22 protein-coding genes are annotated in these 25,699 nt (G+C 54.0%); 13 read left to right on the top strand and 9 right to left on the bottom strand.

From position 1 onward, the window contains the following. Positions 1-23 precede the first annotated feature (23 nt). Together CKW35_RS04415 and CKW35_RS04410 are read right to left on the bottom strand one after the other, a co-directional pair. Positions 24-1,181 (bottom strand): iron-containing alcohol dehydrogenase, encoded by a 1,158-nt coding sequence (locus CKW35_RS04415; RefSeq protein ID WP_060518167.1) that lies wholly within the window; start codon positions 1,179-1,181, stop codon positions 24-26. Positions 1,182-1,307: 126 nt separating this feature from the next. Continuing rightward, positions 1,308-3,806 (bottom strand): CoA transferase, encoded by a 2,499-nt coding sequence (locus CKW35_RS04410; protein WP_095115212.1) that lies wholly within the window; start codon positions 3,804-3,806, stop codon positions 1,308-1,310. Between the two features lie 649 nt (positions 3,807-4,455). Between CKW35_RS04410 and CKW35_RS04405 the strand changes: the two genes are divergently transcribed. From CKW35_RS04405 to CKW35_RS04390, 4 genes are all read left to right on the top strand, one after another. After that, on the top strand, positions 4,456-5,511 hold the full coding sequence (locus CKW35_RS04405) for an ABC transporter substrate-binding protein (RefSeq protein WP_060518172.1): 1,056 nt from the start codon (positions 4,456-4,458) through the stop codon (positions 5,509-5,511). Positions 5,512-5,623: 112 nt separating this feature from the next. Beyond that, a complete protein-coding gene (locus tag CKW35_RS04400; protein ID WP_060518174.1) occupies positions 5,624-6,706 on the top strand; it encodes an ABC transporter ATP-binding protein in 1,083 nt (360 codons plus the stop codon). A 39-nt stretch (positions 6,707-6,745) separates the two neighbouring features. After that, positions 6,746-8,008, top strand: a complete 1,263-nt coding sequence (locus tag CKW35_RS04395) for an ABC transporter permease (protein ID WP_060518176.1) — start codon at positions 6,746-6,748, stop codon at positions 8,006-8,008. 5 nt (positions 8,009-8,013) lie between these two features. Next, positions 8,014-8,862 (top strand): ABC transporter permease, encoded by an 849-nt coding sequence (locus tag CKW35_RS04390; RefSeq protein WP_082422014.1) that lies wholly within the window; start codon positions 8,014-8,016, stop codon positions 8,860-8,862. A gap of 121 nt (positions 8,863-8,983) precedes the next feature. Here CKW35_RS04390 and gcvA read toward each other — a convergent pair whose 3' ends face one another. Further along, positions 8,984-9,904: a transcriptional regulator GcvA gene (gcvA, locus tag CKW35_RS04385; RefSeq protein ID WP_060518178.1), complete on the bottom strand. Its 921-nt coding sequence runs from the start codon at positions 9,902-9,904 to the stop codon at positions 8,984-8,986. A 91-nt stretch (positions 9,905-9,995) separates the two neighbouring features. Between gcvA and CKW35_RS04380 the strand changes: the two genes are divergently transcribed. From CKW35_RS04380 to CKW35_RS04365, 4 genes are all read left to right on the top strand, one after another. Continuing rightward, complete coding sequence (locus tag CKW35_RS04380) at positions 9,996-10,616, top strand: TetR/AcrR family transcriptional regulator (protein ID WP_256219686.1); 621 nt, start codon at positions 9,996-9,998, stop codon at positions 10,614-10,616. Between the two features lie 46 nt (positions 10,617-10,662). After that, positions 10,663-11,646 (top strand): MDR family oxidoreductase, encoded by a 984-nt coding sequence (locus CKW35_RS04375; RefSeq protein ID WP_060518182.1) that lies wholly within the window; start codon positions 10,663-10,665, stop codon positions 11,644-11,646. Positions 11,647-12,020: 374 nt separating this feature from the next. Further along, entirely contained in the window at positions 12,021-12,785 is a 765-nt protein-coding gene (locus CKW35_RS04370; protein WP_095115210.1) for a 2-keto-4-pentenoate hydratase, read from the top strand. Between the two features lie 41 nt (positions 12,786-12,826). Then, a complete protein-coding gene (locus CKW35_RS04365) occupies positions 12,827-13,399 on the top strand; it encodes a YbhB/YbcL family Raf kinase inhibitor-like protein (RefSeq protein ID WP_095115208.1) in 573 nt (190 codons plus the stop codon). Between the two features lie 71 nt (positions 13,400-13,470). Here CKW35_RS04365 and CKW35_RS04360 read toward each other — a convergent pair whose 3' ends face one another. Beyond that, positions 13,471-14,349, bottom strand: a complete 879-nt coding sequence (locus CKW35_RS04360; protein ID WP_095115206.1) for a LysR family transcriptional regulator — start codon at positions 14,347-14,349, stop codon at positions 13,471-13,473. Positions 14,350-14,448: 99 nt separating this feature from the next. Here CKW35_RS04360 and CKW35_RS04355 point away from each other — a divergent pair, with 99 nt between their 5' ends. The 4 genes from CKW35_RS04355 to CKW35_RS04340 all read left to right on the top strand — a co-directional run bounded on the left by CKW35_RS04355 (position 14,449) and on the right by CKW35_RS04340 (position 18,973). Then, positions 14,449-15,618 (top strand): mandelate racemase/muconate lactonizing enzyme family protein, encoded by a 1,170-nt coding sequence (locus tag CKW35_RS04355; protein ID WP_095115204.1) that lies wholly within the window; start codon positions 14,449-14,451, stop codon positions 15,616-15,618. Between the two features lie 106 nt (positions 15,619-15,724). Then, entirely contained in the window at positions 15,725-17,038 is a 1,314-nt protein-coding gene (dctA, locus tag CKW35_RS04350; protein WP_095115202.1) for a C4-dicarboxylate transporter DctA, read from the top strand. A 64-nt stretch (positions 17,039-17,102) separates the two neighbouring features. Further along, positions 17,103-17,975 carry an oxaloacetate decarboxylase gene (locus CKW35_RS04345; RefSeq protein WP_095115201.1) on the top strand — a complete coding sequence of 291 codons (873 nt, stop codon included), beginning with the start codon at positions 17,103-17,105 and terminating at the stop codon, positions 17,973-17,975. Between the two features lie 17 nt (positions 17,976-17,992). Further along, positions 17,993-18,973, top strand: coding sequence for a D-glycerate dehydrogenase (locus CKW35_RS04340; protein WP_095115199.1), 981 nt, complete (start codon positions 17,993-17,995; stop codon positions 18,971-18,973). Positions 18,974-19,602: 629 nt separating this feature from the next. Here CKW35_RS04340 and CKW35_RS04335 read toward each other — a convergent pair. Beyond that, the gene (locus tag CKW35_RS04335; RefSeq protein ID WP_060518196.1) at positions 19,603-20,922 is read right to left on the bottom strand and encodes a 2-hydroxycarboxylate transporter family protein; all 1,320 of its coding nucleotides are present in this window, start codon (positions 20,920-20,922) and stop codon (positions 19,603-19,605) included. 122 nt (positions 20,923-21,044) lie between these two features. On the opposite strand from CKW35_RS04335, the gene CKW35_RS04330 reads away from it, so the two are divergent. Then, positions 21,045-21,962, top strand: coding sequence for a LysR substrate-binding domain-containing protein (locus tag CKW35_RS04330; protein ID WP_060518300.1), 918 nt, complete (start codon positions 21,045-21,047; stop codon positions 21,960-21,962). 19 nt (positions 21,963-21,981) lie between these two features. Here CKW35_RS04330 and CKW35_RS04325 read toward each other — a convergent pair whose 3' ends face one another. From CKW35_RS04325 to CKW35_RS04310, 4 genes are all read right to left on the bottom strand, one after another. After that, entirely contained in the window at positions 21,982-22,677 is a 696-nt protein-coding gene (locus tag CKW35_RS04325; RefSeq protein WP_095115197.1) for an RraA family protein, read from the bottom strand. A 51-nt stretch (positions 22,678-22,728) separates the two neighbouring features. After that, positions 22,729-23,343 (bottom strand): 3-isopropylmalate dehydratase small subunit, encoded by a 615-nt coding sequence (gene leuD / locus CKW35_RS04320; protein WP_177336041.1) that lies wholly within the window; start codon positions 23,341-23,343, stop codon positions 22,729-22,731. Further along, positions 23,340-24,761, bottom strand: a complete 1,422-nt coding sequence (leuC, locus tag CKW35_RS04315; RefSeq protein WP_095115195.1) for a 3-isopropylmalate dehydratase large subunit — start codon at positions 24,759-24,761, stop codon at positions 23,340-23,342. Before leuC ends, leuD begins: the two co-directional genes overlap by 4 nt. Before the next feature lie 143 nt (positions 24,762-24,904). Continuing rightward, positions 24,905-25,651: a sulfite exporter TauE/SafE family protein gene (locus CKW35_RS04310; RefSeq protein WP_095115193.1), complete on the bottom strand. Its 747-nt coding sequence runs from the start codon at positions 25,649-25,651 to the stop codon at positions 24,905-24,907. Between the last annotated feature and the right edge of the window lie 48 nt (positions 25,652-25,699).

The following is a 25,699-nucleotide window of genomic DNA, read 5'->3' as shown; positions in this document are numbered from 1 at the left end:
TCAAATATTGGTTGGGTGTTCGATTACCAAAGGCTGCGGTAAAGCTCGACCATCTCTGCCTCAGTAGGCACACGAGGGTTATTGCCAGGCGAGCCGGAAGCCAGCGCTTGAGCGGCCATGGTTGGCATCATCTCGAAGAATTTTTCACGGTCGATCCCGAACTGTGCTGGCGTGGGAACATTCAGCTCATCGTTGATTGCCACCAACTCTTCCAAGAGCTTTTCCACTGCTGACTGATCTGTGGCGCTTTCAGTAGCGACACCCATTGCACGTGCGCAATCTGCGTACCGATCACGTGCAGCCGGGATGGAAAACGCCGTCACTTCGGGCAGCAGCATTGCGTTAGAGAGCCCATGAGGCACGTGGAATGCGGCGCCAATCGGGCGGCTCATGCCATGCACTAGGGCAACCGATGATGCCGAGAACGCTAGGCCAGCCAGGGTCGATCCAAGCATGACGGCCTCCCGAGCAACGCGGTCAGAGCCATCGCGATAGACCTTGCGAAGGTTTGGGCCGATCAAGCGCATGGCAGCGAGCGCCTGGGCATCGCTGAAGAGGTTTGCTTTCTTGCTGACGTAAGCCTCGATGGCGTGAGTCAGCGCGTCGATACCGGTATCCGCCGTCACACGGGCCGGCAACGAGAGCGTCAGTTCATAATCGACCAGCGCGGCAACGGACATGAAGCCTGCACCGACGCAGAGCATTTTCTCGTCAGTCGACTCATCGGTGATGATGGTGAACCGGGTCACCTCGGAGCCAGTGCCAGCAGTTGTTGGAATGGCAATGATCGGCAAGCCCATCTCGGTGACGTTGCGCGGGAACTTGTAATCGCGCATTACGCCGCCGAACTTGGCAAGGATGCCAATCGCTTTAGCACTGTCGATTGGGCTTCCGCCGCCCAGGGCGATGATGCTGTCATAACCCCCTTCCCTAGCGGTCGACACGCCGGCTTGAATCGAAGCCACTGTGGGCTCCGGCACGGTATCGGAGAACACGTCAACTTCAATGCCGTGCTCAGCCAGTACGGTGCTGATACGACCTGCGTAACCCAGCTCGACCATCATTCGGTCGGTGATGATGAGTGGTTTATTGCAGCCGAGGCTGGCCAGAACTTGGTGAATTTGCTGGCTAGCACCGGCACCGGTTTGCAGGATGCGTGGGAGAATGCTGTTGTAAGTCATGGCTCTATCTCATTTCCTAGGCATGAACGCGCCCGCGAGCTGCCTTGGGCTCGTGTTCGCTTGATCGGTGAATCGAAGTGCAAGGGGTGACGCTGATAAGGTCTCCCCTTGACGTACCCTCAGCAGTTAGCTCGGCAGGTATTCCTCACTCCAGGACTCGCCGATTGCGCCGGCATCCAGGAGCGATTGAATTTGCACGTCGGTATACCCGTAGCGCCCCAGTACCTTGCGAGTCGAAGCGCCAAACTTCTCAGCGGGTGGCAACGCTCGAATTCGCGCTACACGTGGGCGAATTGCGTAGGGATCCAGCTGCGTCACACGATGGCCACTCGGATGGTCGCTGTAGATGCTGAAGGAGTAGCTTCCATTCTCAGTGCCTGGCAGGCCATCAGCGGATCGGCTGTATTGACTGCGCAGATGATCAATGTTGTCCGGCACCGCTGCCGCAATGTTGGCAGCTTGGCAACGCTCTTGAAGAACCGAGCTGCTCATGCGGCCAATGGCAGTGTTCAGATAAGCAGCGCGATCACTTGCAGACGCCAATTCGGATAGCTCAGAAATAGCCGCGAACTTGTGCAGCTCCGACTCGGAGGCATCCAGGTAGATCCAACCATCCGCCGTCTTGTAGAACCGAGAAAGGTCGCTGTAGCCAACGACGTCACGCCCGGACGGCTCGTTGAACGGCGCTCGGCCCGAGTAGTCGTAGCAGAACGGGATCTGTACCAAATTCCCTAGTGATGCGAGCGAGGTGCGGGCCCGGAGAGCCTCGCCGGAGTGATGCTTGCGATACAGGGCAGTAGCCACACCCAGAGCGGCAGCAAACCCGCACATCACATCAATAGTGCCGACGTGAGCATGTTCTTCTGGGGTATCCATCCCGCCGCCAAAGCGCAGCATGATCCCGGTGGTGGCCTGGATAAGATCGTCATACCCCAGATAGTCAGTACGAGGGCCGCGACGTGGCCCGCCGAAGCAGTCCAGCTGGCAGAAGATCACACCAGGATTCACAGCCTGGAGACTCGCCTCATCCAGGCCCAGCGGTGCCAGCTGGCGATCAGGTGCGTTCATGACGATCACGTCGACCTCACGCACCAGACGATTGAATACGTCTCGGCCTTCGGACTTGTTCAGATCAACCAGAACACTTTCCTTGCCGCGTGCCGACGACATGCCGAAGACCACGGTATTCCATGGATCATAATTGGGCATCACCGGGTCAAGCTTGATGACGTCAGCACCGAAGCGACCCAAGAACGATGTCGAGTGCGGCCCTGCGATAACGTTGGTCAGATCGAGGATCTTGACACCCTCCAGCCAACCGGCTGGCTTATCGAGTTTGGCAGAAGGCAATGCACGAGCAGGGCTCTCAGACAGCGTTGCCAACGCTTCTTCGAAGCTCACATCACGACGCGAAAGCGGCTTCAACATTGGCTCGGAACAGCCCTCCAACCATGCGATTGGGCCAGGCTGCTTCATGAGTCCAAACTCACGATCATTGACCTCAACGATCAACCCAGCAGTATTCGAGTGCTCATCATGGAGCCACTCTTGGGTAGACCTGTGTGGCGCGCCAGGAAAGCGCCCCTCACCAAAGATGACTTCCCACTCGGCGGCAGTTTTGGTCAGGAATACTTCTTTCATCCTGGCAGAGATACGCGCCGCCCAATCAGCAGGTAACGGGTAAACGCCCAGGGATGCATTTCCTTCCCACTGGCCAATCGGCAAGTAGGGGTCATCTACTTTCGGCAAGCCGGCTGCAACCATTTCTTCGTAGATGCCCATTGCCTGCAGGCAGCGCTTGGCATGCTCACGGTGCGAGGGGCACACGGCATAGAACTTACGGCCATCAGCACATTCATAGGTGCGGTAGAACGGATCGAGGAACTCCTGCAGATCCTGGTAGCTCAGGTTCATCGGCAGGTTTTCGGCCCGACGACGCTCGCTCTCCTTTTCACGCAGAGTTTTATAGCGCAGCGGATAGCTGTCGATCTTGATCGAGTTGTACGAGAGTCCTTCCATGACCGCTGATGCCAACGGGACTTCGATCTGATCACCAACGCCATTCTTTTCACGTGCCTGCAGCGCGAGCACCACGGAAGACACAGCCAGCATGGTTCCATACGCAGACGCCAAAGGAAGCGGCGAGAAGCTGGGGTTGATGCCCATCAAAACGCGATTCTGACCCATGTCGGTGAACACACCGGAGGCCGAAGCGATAACGGCTTCGGTAGCCCGCCATTGCGCACGCAGTTCGTCATCGCTGGCAAACCCTGGGATCGACACCGTGACTAGCTCAGGACGTGCACGCCGAAGCTCTCCTAGATCGAGGCCCAGCCTGGACATGACGCCAGGTCGGAAGTTCTCGATGACGATATCGGCACGGGTGATGAGCTGGCGAGCTTGCTGCAGCCCCTCAGGAGTTTTCAGATCCAGGCGCATGCACAGCTTGTTGCGGTTCAGTGTGGCATTCGCTGGGCTATCCCACAGAGGCCCACCCAGCGGGTCGATGTGAACAACCGTCGCGCCCAGATCGGCGAGAATCATCGCGACTGCAGGGCCTGCGATGTACTGTCCGAAATCGATGACATTGACGCCTTGCAAAGGCAATTGCTTGGAATGTCCCATGACGAAAATCCTACGTAGCCTGGGGCCAGCATGGTTTGCCGGCGCGGTTATTGTTGTTGTTTAGACTTTGCACAAACCGGTCTCCTGGATGACTGCACCATCCAAGGGCCTTGCGATCTGGCTGCTACTTTCAGAAATTTAAGGCTTCCGTAAAAGCAATAAAAAATGGCCCTAAGGGGTCATTTTTTTTATTGCTTAAATTGCCTTCTTATCACTGCATAGCCTTTCCCATACCTTCCCAGGACAGCCCCCTGAATGATTTCGTCCCGCGTATTGAGAGGCTGTCAAAAACGAACAAGAGCACTAGCGACAGGTGCCTTGATGGGATTGGCACATTCGCGATCAGCCTCCGGGTACTCCGCTGTACCACCTAATCTGCTTTCTGCGCACCAGGGTTAGCCTGGGGCAACCTTCAGCATCGTAGTCACCCACTCCACCTTGCCAAGGCGAGCACACCACCCCCTCCCACAGACAATTTTTGTGTAGGAGCCATAAAAAAAATCGCCTCAATGGGCTCTATTTTATTGCTTTAACCTTCGATTTTTTTTGCCGAGAGTAGGCCCTGATCGTCCCATGGCCGCTTAACGCTTTCGCTGTGCAACGACCTCGCGACGATTACCCACAAAAACAAAAATTAGGGGTATCAGGCATGAAAAGCGCAACACTGCTTCTACTCTCAAGCATCGTTTCCTGCAGCGCGTTCGCCCAAGAATCTCTTACCGTTGTGTCATATGGCGGTAACCTGACCAACGCCCAAATCCAATCCGCGCACAAGCCGTTCACCGCCGCCACTGGCACTCAGGTGATTTCCGAGGATTACTCTGGTGGTATCGCCCAAATCAAGACCCAAGTTGACAGTAAGAAGGTCACTTGGGATGTGGTCGACGCTGAGATACCGAATGTAATTCGGGCCTGCAACAATGGTTTACTTGAACGTATCGATCCCGCAACGCTAGCTCCTGCACCTGACGGGACACCCGCAGTGAAAGATTTTCTGCCGGGAGCCCTGACGGAGTGCGGTGTGGCCAGTTACATCTGGTCGACGGTCGTCGCCTACAACACCAAAGCATTCAAGGGTGACCAGCCCCGTACTCTCCAAGACTTCTTCGACACTCAGCGCTTCCCAGGCAAGCGGGCGCTGCGCAAGGCACCTCAAGTCAATCTTGAATGGGCATTGATGGCTGATGGTGTACCCCGCGAGGAAGTGTATGACCTGCTGGGGACTGAAGAAGGTCTGGAGCGCGCCTTTGCAAAGCTCGACACGATCAAGAAAGACACCATTTGGTGGGAAGCCGGGGCACAGGCTCCACAGCTGCTGGCGGACGGTGAGGTCAGCATGATCTCAGCTTACAGCGGGCGAATCGTGATCGCCCAACAGAAAGAACAACAGCCCTTCAAGATCCTCTGGGATGGCCAGATGTACGACATGGAGGCCTGGGTAGTTCCTGCCGGCAACCCAAAGAAAGAGCAAGCCCTGGCCTTCCTGAAGTTCGCCACTCAAAGCCCGGTTCTTGCCGATCAGAGCAATTACATCGCCTATGGGCCGACCCGCCGTTCGGCACAGGCACTGGTCGATCCAAAAGTCAGACCAGACCTACCCACCAGCCCGGAAAACTTTGCTACCGCGTTGCAAGTTGACTCTGAATGGTGGAGTGATCATTCCGATGAGTTGAATGAGCGCTTCAACGCCTGGCTCTCCAGGTAAAGCACACACGCCTTTCCGACGCTGCCAGCAACACACCTGATGTATCACTTGAAGGGCGCGGGCGACTTTTCGTGTCCGGCCCTGCTACGCCCCATAACAAGAGAGATCCCCCATGCGTACTGAATCTTTTGTAAGTTTTCGAAATGTGCAGAAGAGTTATGACGGCGAACATCTCGTCGTCAAGAACTTCAACCTCGAAATCGAACAGGGAGAGTTCGTCACCATGCTTGGCCCTTCGGGCTCAGGCAAAACCACCTGCCTGATGATGCTGGCAGGGTTCGAAACGGTGACGCATGGGCAGATCTGCATTGACGGACAGCCGGTCAACGATATCTCCCCACAAAAACGCGGTATTGGCATGGTGTTCCAGAACTACGCCCTGTTCCCCCACATGACCATTGAAGAAAATCTCGCCTTCCCACTCAGGGTACGCAAGATGTCACGGCAGGACATTGAAACCCGCGTGAGGAAATCGCTGGATTTGGTGGCCCTGGGGCCTTTTGCCAAGCGAATGCCTGCTCAGTTATCGGGTGGCCAGAAACAGCGAGTAGCGCTGGCCCGTGCGTTGATTTTCGAGCCGCGTCTGGTGCTGATGGACGAGCCATTGGGCGCTCTGGACAAACAACTGCGTGAACAAATGCAGTACGAGATCAAACGCCTGTCGAAGCAGCTCGGAATCACGGTGGTGTACGTCACTCACGATCAAACCGAGGCGCTGACAATGTCGGATCGCATCGCCGTGTTCAACGACGGGATTGTCCAACAACTGGCCAACCCTTCCGATCTTTACGAGAAACCCCAGACAGCTTTTGTCGCGAGCTTTATCGGTGAAAACAATCGTCTGAAGGGGCAGATTGTCGAGCGTCAACAAGACTACTGCCAGGTTCAGGTTGGTAAGCACATGATCAAGGCACTTGCCGTCAACGTCGCCTCAGCCAGCTCAGACACCACATTATCGATTCGCCCTGAGCGTGTGCAAATTGGCGCACGTGCAGGTGAGTATGACAACCATATGCCGGCCCGCATCGAGGAAATTATTTACCATGGTGATCATTTACGAGCGCGGCTAAAGCTGGCAGATAACGACGAGTTCATTGTCAAGGTAGTCAATACAGCGGGACACGCTGCCCCTCAAGCCGGTACTTGCATTGATGTGGGTTGGTCGGCTGATGACTGTCGAGCGCTGGATGCTTGAAGCCCTTAAACGACTTTACCGCTGTTCCGGAGTACGCCGATGAACTCATATACCGAAAGCCCACTGCTCGACAGTGCCCAGCCTCAAGATGACCTCAAGGGAAAACTTGATCGAGCGGAGCGCCTGAACAAGACCAAGTCACTGTCATTGGTCATGCCGTTACTGGCATTTATCACGGTATTTTTTTTAATGCCGATTGGCTCCATGTTGCTGCGGAGTGTGCAAACCCCAGCCCTTTCTACAGGAATGCCACTGACGGCTGCCGCCTTACTCAACTGGGAGGGGGTAGAGCTGCCAGACGAGCAAATTTTCGCTGTAGTTGGACACGAGCTTCTGACCCTACAGGAACATCGACAGCTGGACAGTTTCGGATCTGATCTCAATCGAGTCATGAGCGATGCAAAGAGCCTGGTCGCTCGTACAGCTCGCGGATTGGCTAGCGAAACTATCGAGCCGGGATCGTTCAAAGCCAGGATGATCAGTAGCGATAAACGATGGGGACAGGTTGGTATCTGGATGCAGCTAAAGAGGCTGGCACCCGCCCATTCCGTCTCAAACTACGTTGCGGCGCTTGACTTGCGCTACGACGATCAAGGCAACGTGGTCAAACAACCTGAAAGCCGGCGTATCTACGTCAGCATTCTCGTCAAGACGTTGCTAGTCGCATTGGGTATAACGGGGCTGTGCATGCTCTTGGGGTATCCGCTGGCATACATGCTGGCAACCCTTCCCGCGAAAACCAGCAACCTGCTGATGGTCATGGTGCTATTGCCGTTCTGGACATCATTATTGGTACGTACCAGCGCTTGGATGGTAATCCTACAGTCCAACGGCGTGCTCAACAGCACATTGACCAGCATGGGGCTGATTAACCAGCCGCTTGAGCTGATGTACAATATGTTCGGAACAGTGATTGCCATGACCCACATCCTGTTGCCATTCATGGTGTTGCCGATGTACAGCGTCATGAAAAGTATCGATGCCACCTACGCCCGCGCGGCACACTCCATGGGGGCCAGTTCGTTCCACACCTTCGTGCAGATCTATTTTCCACTGTCCCTACCAGGCTTGAGTGCGGGAGGCATTTTGGTCTTCATTCTGGCTACTGGTTATTACATCACTCCAGCACTGGTGGGAGGTCGCACAGGCCAAGTCATCAGCAACTTTATTGCCTATCACATGCAAACCTCCCTTAACTGGGGACTGGCTGCAGCCATCGCCTCTATCCTGCTGCTGATTGTCCTGGTGCTGTACTGGATATATGACCGAGTCGTTGGCATCAACAACATCAAACTGGGGTAATCGAGATGAGTCTTCCAAGCTATACAAGCCCACTGGGCAGAGTCTGGTTCTTCAGTGTTCGTGGCTTTGGTGTTTTGGTATTGTTGTTTTTAATCCTGCCAATATTGGTAGTTGTGCCGTTGTCGTTCAATGTGGAGCCCTACTTTAGCTTTACCAGCGGAATGCTCAGCCTTGACCCTGCGGCCTTCTCAATGCGCTGGTACCACATGCTTCTTGAAGACCCTCTGTGGCTGTTGTCGTTCAAGAACAGCATGGTGATTGCATTTTGCGCCACTGTCATCGCAACAACACTAGGAACTTTAGCAGCACTAGGTCTATGCCGTGCCAATCTTCCATGCAAAGGACTACTGACGGTTACGCTGATATCGCCAATGATTGTCCCAGTTATAATCTCCTCGGCGGGCATGTACTTTTTTTACAGCACGCTAGGAATAGCGCAAAACCATATAGGAATTATTTTGGGTCACGCCGTACTAGGCACCCCATTTGTCATTATTACCGTGACAGCGACACTGGTAGGTTTCGATCATTCATTGACACGAGCAGCGTCGAGCCTGGGGGCTTCATCAACGTATACCTTTTTCCGAGTAACCTTCCCTATCATTCGCCCTGGGATCATGTCTGGCGCACTCTTCGCGATGGTTACCTCATTTGACGAAGCTGTATTGGTACAGTTTCTTGGAGGTGTCGAACAACGCACCATACCGCGACAAATGTGGTCAGGCATGCGTGAACAGACAAGCCCAACAATCCTCGCTGCAGCCACACTACTCATACTCGGCTCGGTGGCATTGTTGGTTGCGGTTGAGCTTATGCGTCGACGTTCGCTTCGTTTACGCGGCATCAAAGAGTGACCACCTTTGAAGTCAACGACTCACGAGCCAAAATCAATTGGAGTAATCTGAGGCACCCCTAAAAACAATGAGATGGCCCTGACGGGCCATTTTCAATGTTTGAGTTATTAGCTCATCACTGCTAGCTCTCGCCGGCATGGTCACTGGACAGAACCCTGAATGATTTCGCCTCGTCACAGAGCCACTGCGCGAATGCGGCGGCAACAGGGTTAACCATGCTGTGGGCCGAGTAAGTCAGGTAGAACGCCTCTTTGGTTGGAACGCAGCCCCCGAAGGGGGCTATAAGCCTACCCGCATCCAACAAATGCTTGACCAGTGAAGACCTAGCCAACGCGATGCCCTGCCCCAACTCGGCAATCGCCAAGGCCGAAATGAGGGTGTCAAATTGCAGCCCCTGTGAGGAGTCGACGGCTTCAGCGTTATTTTTCTGTAGCCAATATCCCCACCCTTCTTCGTATCCCAGGACGTGGAGTAGCTGGTGTTTCGCAAGGTCTTGAGGGCTGTTCAGCGGACGCTCATCCGTGATCAGTGCAGGAGAGCAAACCGGTACCAATGTATCCCACGTCAAGCGCTCGGACTTCATACCAGGCCATCGCCCTTGCCCATACCTAATCTCCAGGTCGGCATCGAACTCTGAATCGTCTACCCAGATGTTGCTCGCGACCCGCAGATTGACGTCGGGGTAAAGGGCCTGAAAGCGAGGCAGCCGAGGCGCAATCCAGTGGGTGAAAAAGACCAGACTACTGCGGATGATCAATACGCTGCGGTGACCTTGCCCAAAAATTTCATCCGTGGAGGCTGCTAGGCGTTCGACCGACTCTCTAACCACAGGGAAGTATGATTTCCCTGCCTCGGTGAGCTCTAGCCCTCGTGCAAGGCGCTTGAAAAGAGCAACCCCCAACTGAGACTCCAGACCCTTCACCTGTTGACTGATCGCCGCCTGCGTGAGGTTGAGCTCTTCAGCGGCATGCGTGAAATTCAGCAGCCGTGCAGAAGCCTCGAAAGCCCGTAGCCAGTTCAAGGGAGGTAAACGCTTCTTCATACCGTATCCAGCGCTAGGCTCATTGGGGTCAAATCTCTCAGTGGTTGACATTAAAGACGATTGGTCTAAATTACAACGGATGAATGACTCTATATCTGTCCCTCGAAGAGGCCGGCCCCCAAAAGTCCCGCGTGAGCATGGCGAGACGCTGGAGCTGCTCCTGCGCTGCGGCATGGAAATCCTCACTGAACAAGGCTTTGCTGCCACCGGCATCGACACCGTTCTCAAGCGCGTCCAAGTACCCAAAGGCTCGTTCTATCACTATTTTGAAAGCAAAGAAGCTTTCGGCCAAGCCGTGCTGGAGCGCTATGCAGACTACTTTGCTCGAAAGCTGGATCGCTGTTTCAGCGACCTAAGCGTGCCGCCACTACGAAGGCTGTCCAACTTCGTTGAAGAGGCAAAACTCGGGATGGCCAGGTACCAATTCCGAAAGGGCTGCCTTGTGGGCAATCTTGGGCAGGAGGTACTGGTGCTGCCAGACAGCTTCCGTGAACAGCTGGAGCTGACTCTGCAGGATTGGGAGCAGCGCTTATCTATCTGCCTGGCGGAGGCGGTCAAGGTGGGAGAGCTATCTTCCGAGCATGACTGCAGAGACCTCGCAGCCTTCTTCTGGGTTGGGTGGGAAGGCGCCGTCCTTCGAGCGCGTCTTGTGCAAGACGTCCGTCCCCTCGACATTTTTTTTCAAGGATTTCTGGCGGGAATCACCAGGTGATTCGTTACGACGATTTAAAGACAGTCGGTCTAAATGAGGATTGGTAATGTTCAAAGGCATTCTGATTGAGAAGCAGGAAGACAAGTATTCGGCCCGGCTCACTGAGCTGAACGATGACCAGTTGCCAGACGGGAAAGTGACGGTGAAGGTCGCCTACAGCACCTTGAACTACAAGGACGCTCTGGCTATCACCGGCAGAGGGCCGGTTGTTCGCAGCTTCCCTATGGTGCCGGGCATCGACCTTGCTGGCACCGTCGAGTCAAGCGATGATCCGCGCTATAAGCCAGGCGACTGCGTACTTCTGAACGGATGGGGCGTAGGTGAAAGCCATTGGGGCGGGCTGGCACAGAAAGCCAGGTTGAACGGCGACTGGCTCATTCCCCACCCCGAGCGCCTGAGCGAACGTCAAACCATGGCCGTCGGCACTGCCGGGTACACCGCCATGCTTTGCTTGATGGCGTTGGAACGCCATGGACTGAAACCGGCCAATGGCCCCGTGCTGGTGACAGGCGCCACAGGTGGTGTCGGTAGCTTCGCAATCAGCCTTCTGGCAGGTGCTGGGTACACTGTCACTGCCGCTACAGGAAAATCCAGCGAAGAAGCGTATCTGAAGAGCCTGGGGGCGACGACGATCATTGATCGTGCCGAGCTGTCTGCTCCTGGGCGCCCTTTGACAAAAGAGAAATGGGCTGCAGTAATCGACTCAGTCGGTAGCCACACCTTGGCTAATGCCTGCGCAAGCACGATGTCTGAAGGCTTGGTGGCCGCATGTGGATTGGCTCAGGGAATGGATTTCCCTGCAACCGTTGCCCCCTTCATTCTGCGAGGGGTAAGCCTGCTTGGCATCAACAGCGTTACTCAGCCATTTGAGCGACGAGTCGAAGCTTGGGAACGGTTGGCGAACCAACTTAACCTAGATGCCTTATCTTTGATGACTCAGGACATTGGCCTTGAGTGCGTTCTTCCTGCCGCCGTCGACTTGATGGACGGAACTATCCGTGGCCGATTGATTGTCGACGTAAACCGCTAGATCGGTCGCCTCACACTCGCCAAGCTCACATGCTTTTAGTTGGTTGAGGGCAGCCTGGCGAAATCGCCTTCACATCATAGCCTGGAGTCCGACCTACCCAGAGGCTTCGATGGATGCCCACCAAGGACTCTTGGAGCAGATGATCACTTCCTTGCTCGCAAATGATGCAAGAGAGGGGCCACTGCATAGCTAAAAACGGCCGTACAAGAAACTAATCAGTCCGCTGGCGAATTAACACTTCGTAATGCGAAACACCATGAAGCGTGAATAATCAGCCACATGTCATGTGTCATGATAGACCGCTCAATTTGTTTAGGATTGCAATGGCTGCAGCCTCTGCGAACTCGTGAGTACCGCTGAAGGAGGAATGGATAATGGATTTACCCCAACACATATTGTCTTTTGCAAAGACCATTGTGGAAGCTGACAAGAGTCATACCCCAATCACAGAGGTGGATACCTCCCTAGTCCCTACTGACGTTACGGAAGCCTACCAAGTTCAACAAGAAATCCTGAGCATGCGCCAGGTTACAGCCGCAGGGTGGAAAGTAGGCGCACGATCCCCTACCGCAGTAATCCAGGGCTCTCCGTTACCTCACGATCGTATTTACCCCTCGGGAAGCAGTCTCGCAATAAGTGACTATCCGATTATTGGCATTGAACTGGAAATTGCGTTTCGCCTAAAAGATTCATTCTCACCCAGGGACGAGCCTTACAGCGATACCGAAGTACTTTCCGCCATTGGGGAAATGGGAGCAACGATCGAAATTATATCAAGCCGTTTCGCCACGTGGCCAGACACTCCCGCCCTAGCCAAACTAGCAGACCTGATGAATCATGGAGCATTAGTAATCGGCCAGTTCGTGCCGTACTCAAGTGAAATTGATTTCATCAATCCGCTGCTCAACTTCACATTTAACGGGGTCAACATCAGTTCGCCGACTGGCGGGAATCCCGCTGGCGACCCACGCCGATTACTGACTTGGCTGGTAAATCACCATACTTCCCGAGGCGTAACCTTACAGCAGGGCATTGTAATAACTACGGGCTCATACACAGATCTTCACATGGTGAACGAAGCTGGCAGCTTAGTGGGTGAAATCAAGGGCTTGCCCGCCCTCTGTGTTTCGTTCAAATAATGCGAGCCAAGAGTTCCACCCACAATCACTAAGGACCCGACATGAAAAAACTCACGTACTCCCTTGCTGTTTCCAGATATATCCTCAATATAGGGCTGTTTGCGGCCTGCCTTACTGCAAGTACGGCCTATGCCGAAAAGTTCACTATCCAAAGTGACTCGTTCAAAGACGGTCAGAAAATTCCAGTTCTCTATGCGGGAACCGAACAGCAATGTGGAAGTGGGTCAGGCGTATCGCCGCACGTCCGCTGGAGCCACCTTCCTACGGGAACTGCCTCGCTCGCCATCTTCCTGACTGACCCTGATGGCCAAAAGGGTACGGGTACTTCTCATTGGGTTGTCTACAACATCCCCGCTACCACCAATCAGGTTAACGAAGGCCTGAAAGGTCAGACGCAAGACTCTTTTACGGTGGGCGTCAATACCATGGGTCAAACAGCCTATCGCGGGCTGTGCGCACAGCCACAAGAGAATCCTCACCATTACACCCTGACCGTCGTCGCGACGACGATCCCGCCAGGGGATCTGCCACCTGGACTTAACCGAGAAGCCCTACTGGAAAAGCTCAAAGGACGAAGTCTGCTAGGTCAGTCAATCGTGGGGCTTTATCGTTAGCAGCCGTGATTCACCGAGAGTGCAGAGAGGGGTTTGGCTCACGCCTGCCGGAGGCGAGCCAAACCCACAATTCACTGTGAGGTGAGACCACTCCAGAAGGTTTCTGCAGATCGATTCATTGGTGCCGCGGTGCGCGTCAGATTTATATCCAACGGGATGTCCCAACTATCGTCCAGTGCTCTGACTAAGCGACCATCAACGACTTCTTGCTCCGTCAGACTGCGAGGAAGCCAAGCGATGCCTTTACCTTCCAATGCCATGGACATCAGCACAGCGGCCAGGTGACTGCTAAACAACGGATTAAGGTGCAAAAATTTTTCCTTCCCCTGCAAACGGTGCCTAATGATACGACCTAAACCTGATTCGTCTGTATTAGCCAAATAAGGGATGGAACCCTGTTCGCCGTCAAAAGCTAACGCAGGGCTGGCGAGAGGAATAAGAATATCATCGCCAATTTTTTTACTGACATACTGATTATGTGGGAGTTGCGGCGGAACTTCCGAGTGTCGATGGCAGAGCAAAAACTGAACATGCCCATGCACCAACATTTGTTCGCAGCTTGCCATGCTATCGGAATATAACCGCACTGCCTCAATTGGTGCGCCTCGTTCCGCACATCTTATCCACCGAGGGAAGAAAGTAAATGAAAGGGAGTGAGTCGCGGCAAACTGCAGCACTTTTGCGGCTTTACCAGCAAACTCTTGAACTTCCGAGCGTATTCGGTAAATTCTGCTGACCTCATCCAATACATTTGGCAGGATTAGTTTACCAGCATCCGTAAGGGACGCGCCTTGGGGTGTACGTGTGAAAAGTTCCACCCCTATCCAACTTTCAAAGGACCGTATTCGGCGACTAAATGCAGGTTGGGTAACATTGCGCGCTTCTGCTGCTCGAACAAAGCTGCCGTTCTCCGCCAATGCGACAAAATCTTCTAGCCAAACCAGTTCCATGGGCAATGCCGTTTCAGCATGGGGGGCTGCATTAATAGCATTGGGCGTCATTGAAGACCAGGCTTAATTTGGAGTCTCCAACAACAAGAGGAGCGCATCATGCGTATCGTCGACATCCGCGAAAAGACCGTTTCCATTGCCTCGCCAATCGCCAACGCCTACATCGATTTTTCCAAAATGACCTGCTCGGTTGTAGCAGTGATCACCGATGTGATGCGCGACGGTAAACCCGTGATCGGCTACGGCTTCAACTCCAACGGTCGCTACGGTCAAGGCGCGCTGATGCGTGATCGCTTCTTGGCTCGCATCACCGAAGCCGACCCAGAGTCGCTGATCGACAAGGAACACAACAACCTGGACCCTTTCGCCATCTGGAAAACCCTGATGACCAACGAAAAACCGGGGGGTCACGGCGAGCGTTCGGTTGCAGTGGGCACAATTGACATGGCCGTCTGGGACGCTGTGGCGAAAATCGAAGGTAAGCCTCTGTATCGTCTGTTGGCTGACCGCTACCGTGGAGGCAAGGCTGACGACAAAGTCTGGGTTTATGCCGCCGGTGGTTACTACTACCCTGGCAAAGACGACACCAAACTACAGGATGAGATGCGTGGTTACCTAGACCGCGGATATGACGTGGTCAAGATGAAGATCGGCGCAGCTCCGCTAGCTGACGACATCCGCCGCATCGAAGCTGTGATCAAAGTGGTAGGTGACGGTAGCCGCCTGGCAGTTGACGCTAACGGCCGCTTCGATCAGCAAACCGCTATCGCCTACGCTGAAGCCCTGAAACCTTACAACCTCTTCTGGTATGAAGAAGCAGGCGATCCACTGGACTATGCCCTGCAAGCAGAACTGGCCAATCACTACGAGCTGCCGATGGCCACGGGTGAAAACCTGTTCTCCCACCAAGACGCTCGCAACCTGCTGCGCCATGGCGGCATGCGCTCCGACCGTGACTATGTCCAGTTTGACTGCGCCCTGTCCTACGGCCTGGTCGAATACATGCGCACGTTGAAAGTAATGGAAGAAATGGGCTGGTCATCCCGCCGCGTGGTGCCACACGGCGGCCATCAGATGTCGCTAAACATCGCAGCCGGCCTACACCTCGGCGGTAACGAATCTTATCCGGATGTGTTCCAGCCGTTCGGTGGTTTCGCCGATGGCATTCGTGTTGAAAATGGTTACGTAGGGCTGCCAGATATCCCTGGTGTGGGCTTCGAGGCCAAGTCGGAGCTCTACAAAGTCATGCGCGAGCTGGGCGAAAGCTGATCACTGACAACGGCAGTCTTGCCCATGCAAGACTGCCGGATCACAAGCGCCCTCTTAGTGGCGCTTTACCACACAGCCGATCACAAAAATAAAATGAGGTGCGCTCGTGGAAACGTCCAAATCCCGCTGGTACAGCCAGCTATATGTCCAGGTACTGATTGGCATCGTGATCGGTGGTCTGATCGGGTATCTGGAACCCGACATCGGCGCGAAGCTGCAGCCCTTTGCCGATGGCTTCATCAAACTCATCAAAATGCTGCTCGCACCCATAATTTTCGGTACCGTCGTAGTCGGTATTGCAAAAATGGGCGACATCAAAGAAGTCGGACGCATTGGCGTCAAAGCGTTAATCTACTTTGAAATACTCTCCACGATTGCCTTGGTCATCGGCCTAGTGGTCGTCAACGTCGTCAAGCCAGGCGTCGGCATGAACATCAATGCCGGCACACTTGATGGAAGTGCCATTGGCAAATACAGCCAGGCGGCGACAGAGCAAGGCGGCACCGTCGACTTCTTGCTCAACATCATCCCCAGCACCTTCATCGATGCCTTTGCCAAGGGCTCCATGCTTCAAGTAATCCTGCTCTCGGTGTTGATGGGTGTAGCGCTTGTGCAAATGGGTCCAACCAGCAAGCCATTGATCAACATGATCGATCTCTTCCTGCATGGGTTATTCAAGATCGTCGCTCTGGTCATGCGCCTCGCGCCCCTGGGTGCCGGTGCAGGTATGGCGTTCACGATTGGCAAGTACGGCGTGGGCACCCTCCTCTCCCTCGGGCAACTACTCATCGCCCTGTACATCACTACCTTGGTTTTTATTGTCGTCATTCTGGGCGCGGTAGCGCGCTGGTCAGGTCTGCCGCTAATGCAGTTCCTGCGCTACTTCAAAGACGAAATCCTCGTTACCTTAGGCACCTGCTCCACTGAAACCGTGCTGCCGAGAATGATGGCCAAACTCGAGAAATTGGGTTGCAAGAAATCTGTGGTAGGTATGGTGTTGCCGACGGGCTACACCTTTAATGCCGACGGTACATGCATCTATCTGACGATGGCCGCCAGTTTCGTTGCACAAGCAACCAATACACCGCTGTCACTCATGGATCAGATGGTCCTGCTTGGCGTACTGCTACTTACGTCCAAGGGCTCGGCCGGTGTTGCGGGTGCTGGCTTCATCACTTTGGCAGCCACGCTCACCACTATTCACACTATTCCGCTGGTTGGACTGGTTCTGCTCCTGGGCATTGACCGCTTCCTTAACGAAGCTCGCGCGGTGACCAACCTGATTGGTAACGGCATAGGCACCATCGCCATTGCCAAATGGGACAACGCGTTCGACGTCGAGACAGCCAAGAGTGAAATCGCCGCACTGAAGAGTGACAAATCGGAGCAAAAGTCGGAATCCTACGCCATTCAAAAATAAGCAACATCGAATGCCAGCTTCGCGCTTACCACGCGAGCTGGCATTTTGCTTTGGGAGATACATCATGAACGAACGGTCTCATTCAGAACTTCGCATCGCCTTTCGCGCCCTTTTGCAGGGGACGTCGTGTAAGTTTGCTGCCTCAGTCTTCGACCCCCTCTCCGTGCGTATGGCCGCCGATATTGGTTTTGAAACAGCCATTCTGGGTGGCTCCGTCGCTTCCCTTCAGGTTCTAGGCGCACCGGACATCACTCTGATTACTCTGGATGAATTCACCGAACAAGCATCTAGACTGGGCCGAGCCAGCCAAATTCCGATTATTGCCGATGCGGATCATGGTTACGGGAATGCACTGAACGTAATGAGGACCGTCACCGAACTGCAAAAAGCCGGGGTAGCCGCTCTCACGCTTGAAGATACCCATCTGCCAGCGAGTTACAATCAGGCCCCCATGCGACTTATCAGTCTCGATGAAGCTTCATGCAAGATCTACGCGGCGAGAGTAGCCCGCTCCGATGAGACGCTGAGCATCATTGCCAGAACCCATGTCGGCGTCACGACACTCAGTGACTCAGTCGCCCGGACGACGGCCTATCAAACAGCCGGCGCGGACGCCATTTGCCTAGTGGGCGTGAATGATTTCAAACATCTCGCCCAACTAACTGCGCATCTAAGCGTGCCGATTATGCTCATTAATTATGCTAACCCTGAGCTGGCCGACACTGATAAATTAGCTGCGACAAATGTTCGAATAGTTGTCAACGGGCATAAGCCCTATTTCTCTGCAGTACAGGCGACCTACGAAGCGCTATGCGCCGAGCGCCAAGGCGAACATCCAAAATTGACAGCTTCGCAATTAGTTGCAAAATACTCTCAATCCGATACTTACCAACGATTGGCCGAAACCTATCTTCAGGCCGGCAGCAGCTTTAACTAACCTCAAGGTCATGTTTGATGAAAAAAATAATAGTCGCATTTAGCCGCATTCATCCGAGCCTGCTTACCCCCTACGCTGACCGTTACAATGTTGTAATACTTGATGCAAAAAACGGTGACCTTGACGCTCAATTCAGGGCTGCACTCCCGAGCGCGCACGGGTTGATTGGCGGCAACCGGAAGCTGGGCGAGCGTGAACTGGAAGCCGCAGATCATCTGGAGATAATTTCCAGCATTTCGGTGGGCTACGATAATTATGACGTGGGGTATCTTAACCGTCGCGGAATCATGCTCACCAATACTCCAGATGTCTTGAATGAGACTACGGCCGACCTCGCCTTCGCGTTGATTTTCGCAACGGCCCGGCGCATCCCCGAGCTCGACGCCTGGACCAAATCAGGAGCCTGGCAAAAAACTATCGATGAGCCGGCTTTTGGTTGTGATGTTCACGGCAAGACACTCGGCATCATCGGACTGGGCAAAATCGGCGCCGCGATCGCGCGCAGAGGGCATTTGGGTTTTGGCATGACCATTCTTTACTCCGGGGCAAGCCGCAAACCCGCTCTGGAAGCAGAACTCGGTGCACAGTGGGTTCCCCAGGATCAGTTATTAAGAGAAGCTGACTTCGTTTGCCCTGTTGTTCCATTGACCCCCGAAACGCGAAATCTCATAAGTCACCAAGAGCTTTATTTGATGAAACCTGAGGCCATTTTGATCAACGTATCACGCGGCCCTATCGTCGACGAAATCGCATTGGTCGATGCTCTGAAAAGTCGGCGCATACGCGCCGCAGGCCTGGATGTGTATGTAAAAGAGCCGCTTTCCGAGTCGCCACTTTTCAATCTCGACAATGCAGTGACAGTTCCTCATATCGGCTCTGCCACTGTTCAGACTCGATTGGCTATGGCGCAGCGCGCACTACAAAATTTGTTAGCTGGGCTTAACGGCCAGACGCCGAAGGACCTGGTTAACCCCGAAGCCTTGCAACAAAGATTTTGACCGGTATCAAAAATCCTCGGAAATACCCCATTTGCCATTGATCACTGACTGGCCTTCGCGCGTTTAATCCCACAAAGGGCTGAGTATTAACTCAGCCCTTTAGTTTTACATCATCCCATTGCTTTGCCTCTCGCCGCCTCTCTTTCGCTACCAACCAATGCAGTCCCCACCCTAAATTGACAATCAGTCTCAAGACCTACAGTTCAGTAGCGCTATCTACGGGCAACTGAAAGCTTCAAACCGGGTTTAACCGCAGATCAATCCGCCGTGATAACGTATAGCCGCAGCCCCTAGGCAACAAATCGCCTAGATTTTGAGGATAATGATAAGCGGTTCGAGGTGGTCACATTATTTTTGCGACCACTGAAGTTAACGCTGGATGAAAATGGCTTGGGACAAGACGTCAATTTCTTGCGAGCGGCGGTTAAGGCAAGTGGCATTCATAGCATCTGAAGTAAGCGCAATCTTCCAGCTCTGTATGCTAGGTCGCGCACTGGATACTCAGCGCCCTGGCACTGCAAATTAGAACAAAAAAACCCCCATTTTGCATTCCCCCAAGAGCGTGGCAAAAGGGAATACAACAGGGGGTCAAGGTACACCTAACCTATGCCGGCGACCAACCAGCTAGACTAATGCCAGATTCCCAGCAAAACGGTCGCGGCGATTACAGTCGCCGCCCCGCCGATCCGCGTAGAAATCTGCGCAAACGGCATCAATGCCATACGGTTGCAAGCAGAAAGAATCGCGACATCACCTGTACCGCCCAAGCCGCTGTGGCAGCATGTAACAATGGCGGATTCGATAGGGTACATTTTCAACATGTTACCAACCAGGAATCCAGCCAGCGCCATCGCCACCACTACTGCGACACATACCATTACATAACCAAGAGAGAACACACTTGCCACACTCTCCAGAGGAACATAAAGCATACCCAAACCGATCATGGTGGGCCAGATAAATACCGTCGAAACAAGCTTATAGAAACGCTTACTACCTTTTTCAAGCCGATCCGGCAGAACGCGCAGGTATTTGAAAAGCACGGCAACGACAATCATCATCACTGGACCTGGAATATGTACCAGCTTTTCCAGCAGACCACCCAGGACGAAGAACGTACAGATAAGAAGTACCCCTGCCCCCATGTAGCGGAAGTCGATTTCTTTGTCTTCCGTCTCTTCAACCTTGAATTTATCATTTTCTTCTTTAGCGCGAATCAGCATACCGTCGCCATTGAGGTGCGGCTTTCGAACCGCCAGCCGTGCCAGCACCCCAGCACAGATAATAGCGACTATATTCCCAACAACTGCAGCGGGAACCAGCTGCGCTACAAACTGTTCGGGCGAGCCCCCGAGAATATGTGCATAAGCTAAAGACAGCGGCAAAATACCTTCACCGATACCCCCACCAATAATGGGGACGATGATGTAAAAGAGGGTGTGGTGCACTGAGTAGCCAAAACTCACACCGACCAAAATCCCTGCCGCGATTGCAGCAACAGTTCCCGCCACCAAGGGCACGAACATCCGAATCATCCCCTGGACCAGGATAGTCCGATTCATTCCCAGAATGCTACCCACCACCAGACTTGCGATGACGAAGTACAGGAAATTTGCATCTTTCATCAGCATCTTGGTAGCGTCAATTGTCGCACTACCGAAGAAGCCATGAAATACTAGCACAGACGGTAGTAACAGGCATAAGATGGCGCCACCGCCTATATCTCTCAAGATCGGCAAGCGTTGACCAACTTGACCCAAAAACATGCCAAGCGTCATGATGACAGCCAAACCGCCAATCATGGTCTTGGGCAACAGGCCAAAATGCGCGGAACAGAAAACAATAAGGGATATACCAAGAAAGTATGGAAATGGGATCACTCCAATTTCATACTCCATGATCGCATTGAAGCGACTTTTTTTCGATGAGGCAAGGGCAAGCGAAGTCATAGTCTGGTCCTCAATTATTTTTGTGTGAGGAAAATTAAAATCTGCCTGAATCACGGAAGCTCGAGGCTAGGTACATGCTATCCTTTACCCACCTGTAGAAAAACACGTCATCTATGCACGCTATGAACACGAATCATGAAGAAGCGCCGCTTCCTGATGACCTCAGGGTATTCCTTACGGTCGTTCGCAAAATGAGCTTCGCTGCAGCGGCGGTGGAGCTTCAGCAATCGCCTGCCTACGTCAGCAAACGCATCAAAATTCTTGAGCAGACGCTGGGTACAAAGCTGATCCATCGTTCAACCCGGCGTATAGCCCTTACCGATACCGGTATCAGGGCTCAGCACTGGGCAGCGAGAATCCTCAACGACATTGATGATTTTATGGGCGACCTCAGCCAGGTGCGCAAAGCGCCACGTGGCCTCCTGCACATCTGCAGCAGCTTCGGATTTGGGCGGAATTATGTCGCGCCCGCGATTGCCGAACTGGCTGTTGAATATCCTGATCTTGAAGTACGAGTGGATGTTTTTGATCGAGTGGTAGATATAGTCGCAGAAGGTTTCGACTTGGAAATTCGCGTTGGAGACGATATTCCGGGCCAGCACATCAGCCGTCAGTTAGTGGCCAACCGAAGAGTTATCTGCGCAACGCCTGAATATTTGGAAAAACGCGGCACACCCAAGACACTAGAAGATCTTGCGCACCATGACTGCCTGGTTTTGAAAGAAAGGAATAATAGCTTTGGGGTTTGGCAGCTGCGAAATGGCAGCAAAGAAGTGACTGTCCGGGTCAACGGGCGGTTGTCTTCCAACAATGGTGAAATTGTGTTGCAGTGGGCTCTCAAGCATCGGGGATTGTTGCTGCGATCGATGTGGGACGTTAAACCGCTGTTAGAACAAGGCCGATTAGTGCAAGTGCTGCACGACTACAGCCAGAGCGCGAATGTGTGGGCGGTTTATCCGACGAGGCTGGGGGAGTCAGGAAAGCTTCGAGCTTGTGTCGAGTTCCTCGAGGACTGGTTCAGCCGTTTGCAAGCGGACTGAACCGGTCCTTTGCACCGAACTAAACGGGGCAACCTTTGCTTCTCAGGATTTCGTCGAATCGCGCAGGATCAAGCGCACCCGAAGCTACTGCACTGAGGATTCCCGCCTCACGATCCAGTAGCTCGGTGCAGCGCGCATAAACTTTAGATAGCTCATCCGTTCGCACTGCGACAACACCATCTGCATCGCCTACGATAAGGTCACCCTGATTTACCAGCATACCCGCAGAAGCGATAGGGACGTTGATCTCGCCCCCACCGTCAGTACTTGGGCCACGATGAACAAAACCCACAGCAAAAACAGGCAGCTCACCGTCTAGCCATTCTTCACGATCCCGGATGGCGCCATTGATCACTACACCGGCAATACCCGCCTTGATGGCCATGGCGCGCATGATGCCACCAATCACAGCCCGGCTCAGATCTGCACTACCATCGATTACTAGAACATCGCCCGGCCGCGCCATTTGGATAGCCTTTAGCACCAGCAGGTTATCACCAGGGCGCACCCGCACGGTGAGCGCTGTACCACATAGATGACGAAGACCATGATAGGGTTTCAGGCCAAGGCCACCGGTGTTGCGCCCCAGGCTGTCACTAACAATAGCTGAGGGCATCCCTTCGAACGCTTCATGCCACAGACCGGACAAGGACGGAGCACAAGGATTAATCAGGTAGCCTGCAGGCCAATCGCCATGGTTGGACACATTTAACATCGCAATACTCCTGGGCGAGAGGCGTGCACCCGCCCATCAATCCGCTATCGATCAAACCAGCCAGGGGTGGCTTGCAAGGTGGCGCGCTTCGAATGCGCGAATTTCATCACTGCGCTGAAGCGTTGTGCCAATGGCGTCGAGCCCCAACATCAGCGCCTGCTTACGCAGCGCGTCGATCTTGAACTCAATTGCCCTGCCGTCGACCAGAAGAATGTGCTGTGCCTCCAGGTCAATCGCGATGCAAGAGCTACCACATTCTCTCACTACCTGACCCAACTCCTTCAGCTCGGCGGGCGACAGTTGAATGGTGAGCACGCCATTGCGCTGGCAGTTGTCATAAAAAATCCCGGCAAATGTGGTGCCGATCAGCGCCCGGATACCCAGTTGCTTCAGCCCCCAGACCGCGTGCTCACGGCTGGAGCCACAGCCAAAATTGGGACCGACCACCAGGAAAGTCGACGTATTCCATGGATCCTGATTGAGTACAAATTCCGGATTTGGCGTACCGTCGAGAAGAAAGCGTAGGTCGAAAAATACTCCGCGATCCAGGCCGCTTCGATCGATCCCCTTGAGGAACTGCTTAGGCATTATCACATCGGTATCGACATTGGCTGCCAGCATTGGAGCTGCGTAGCCCTCTACATACTTGAAAGGTTCCATGCTTATGCCTCCAACGCCAAAGAACGTACATCGACCAAATGACCGGTAACCGCTGCAGCGGCAACCATTGCAGGGCTCATCAAGTGGGTGCGTGCCCCGGCCCCCTGGCGACCTTCGAAGTTGCGGTTAGTACTCGAAGCACATCGATCCCCTGGACTCAGGACATCATCGTTCATGGCCAGGCACATCGAGCAACCAGACTGACGCCATTCAAAGCCCGCATCGCGGAAAATCTGCGCGAGCCCTTCGGATTCGGCTTGATCCCGTACCATCGTTGAACCAGGAACAATCATTGCCCGTACACCAGCAGCGACTTTGCGGCCAGTAACCACACGCGCGGCGTCCCGTAGGTCTTCGATTCGAGCATTGGTGCACGAACCAATAAAGGCGTGGCTGATGCGAATACCTTCCAAAGCAGTGCCAGGCTGCAGATCCATGTAGCGCAAAGCGCGCTCCAGATCCTGGCGAAGGATGAGATCTTTCTCCTGAATCGGATCAGGCACAGTACCTGTAATGGAGGCTGCTTGATCAGGACTGGTGCCCCAGGTGACCATGGGCTGCAGATCCGCAACATGCATGAGCACCTCTTTATCAAAGCTCGCGCCCGGATCGGTGAACAAAGTTTTCCATTGTTCAACTGCCGCCTGCCATTGTGCTCCCTTCGGCGCGCGTGGCTTGTCCTGGAGGTAGGCGTATACCTTGTCATCGGGCGCCATGAAGGCACCACGCGCGCCAGCCTCAACAGCCATATTGCAGATGGTCATGCGTGCTTCGACACTCAAAGCACTGATTGCAGGACCTGTGAATTCGATCGCGTAACCAGTGGCGCCCGCCGCGCCGATCTGGCGGATCAGTTCCATGATAATGTCCTTCGACACCAATCCAGGACCCGGTTCGCCCTCTACAGTGACACGCATGGTTTTCAGTCGTTTGTAGACCAACGTTTGCGTGGCCAGCAGGTGCTCGATTTCTGAAGTACCAATACCGAAACCGAACGCACCCAACGCACCATAGGTAGTGGTGTGGCTATCACCCGCAGCCACCGCCATACCCGGCAGGATAAAACCCTGCTCAGGAGCAACAACGTGCTCAATCCCCTGACGCTTGTCCAACACATCGAATAGCTCGATGCCGAAGTCACGGCAGTTTTGCTCAAAGTAGTTGACCTGCAGCGCACCGCCGGCATCTGGCATGTCGGCGATACGCTCCGGAGCAGTCGGATTGACATGGTCCACCACGCAAAGAGTTGCTGACGGGCGCCAGACGTTGCGACCCGCTTCGCGCAAACCGCTGAAAGCTTGGGGGCTGGTGTATTCATTAGCTACTTGACGATCGATGTACAGCAGAACATGGCCTTGATCATCGAGCTCGCAGACACAGTGTGAATCGATATGCTTCTGATACAGCGTTCTTGGGGTGCTCATCGCAAGTTCTTACCCTTTGTTGTTGTCAGGCCCTACGGCATCACGGTCACTGCGTGACAGTGTTAACAACTACAGGATATCGATACGGCAAAGCACATCAACGCGCATTCAGTGGAGCATGGATTCACGGTTCGTGAATTAATTCAATGTCGGAAAAACAAGAGCACGGCACTTGCCGTCAAGAAGCAAGAGAACAGGCCGCACAGCAGCTTTTCCGGCGCGCGATAGGCCCAATTGACGCCCCAACTCACGCTGAGTAAACCGCCCAGCGCCATGGCAAACCCCATTTGCCAGTCCACATGGCCTTGTGTGCCATAGGTGATCAGAGTAATGAGCGAACTGGGCAGCGCCAGCGATAACGCCATGCCCTGAGCTGCAACTTGGCTGAGGCCAAAAACACTGGTCAGAATCGGCACTGCAACCACAGACGCACCGACCCCAAAAAATCCACCTAATGCTCCGCACCCACCTCCGAGCGCTGCAAGACGGCAGGACGTAGCATGGGCAATGGCCTTAGGGCTGGCAATGAGACGGGCTCGGATAATATTCATGGCCGCTAGCAAAAGCATCAAGAGAGCGAACCCTATCTGGATAGTGCGCGCGTCCATCGTGATAGCGGCCCTGGCGCCGATTCCGGCGCTTATGAGAGCCGCCAACCCAAGGGGTATCGTCAAACTCCAGTTCAAAGGGGTTCGCTGCTGATACCGCCAGAAAGCGAGAACGACATTTGGCACCATCATGATCAAGGCCGTGCCCTGGGCCAATGTTTGAGACTGATCAAACCATAAGGTCATCACAGGGATGGCTATGAGCCCTCCACCGATACCGAAGAAGCCGCCCAAAGCGCCCATGGCGATGCCGAAACAAAAATCCAATAAGAGGGCTAGCATACGGAGTTCCGGTGGCACTTCTAGTTAATCGCGGCGACGATACTCCTC

It is taken from the genome of Pseudomonas sp. Irchel 3F3 (genome assembly GCF_900187545.1).
Lineage (GTDB): Bacteria > Pseudomonadota > Gammaproteobacteria > Pseudomonadales > Pseudomonadaceae > Aquipseudomonas > Aquipseudomonas fortuita.
This window is presented reverse-complemented; position numbering and strand designations above follow the sequence as displayed.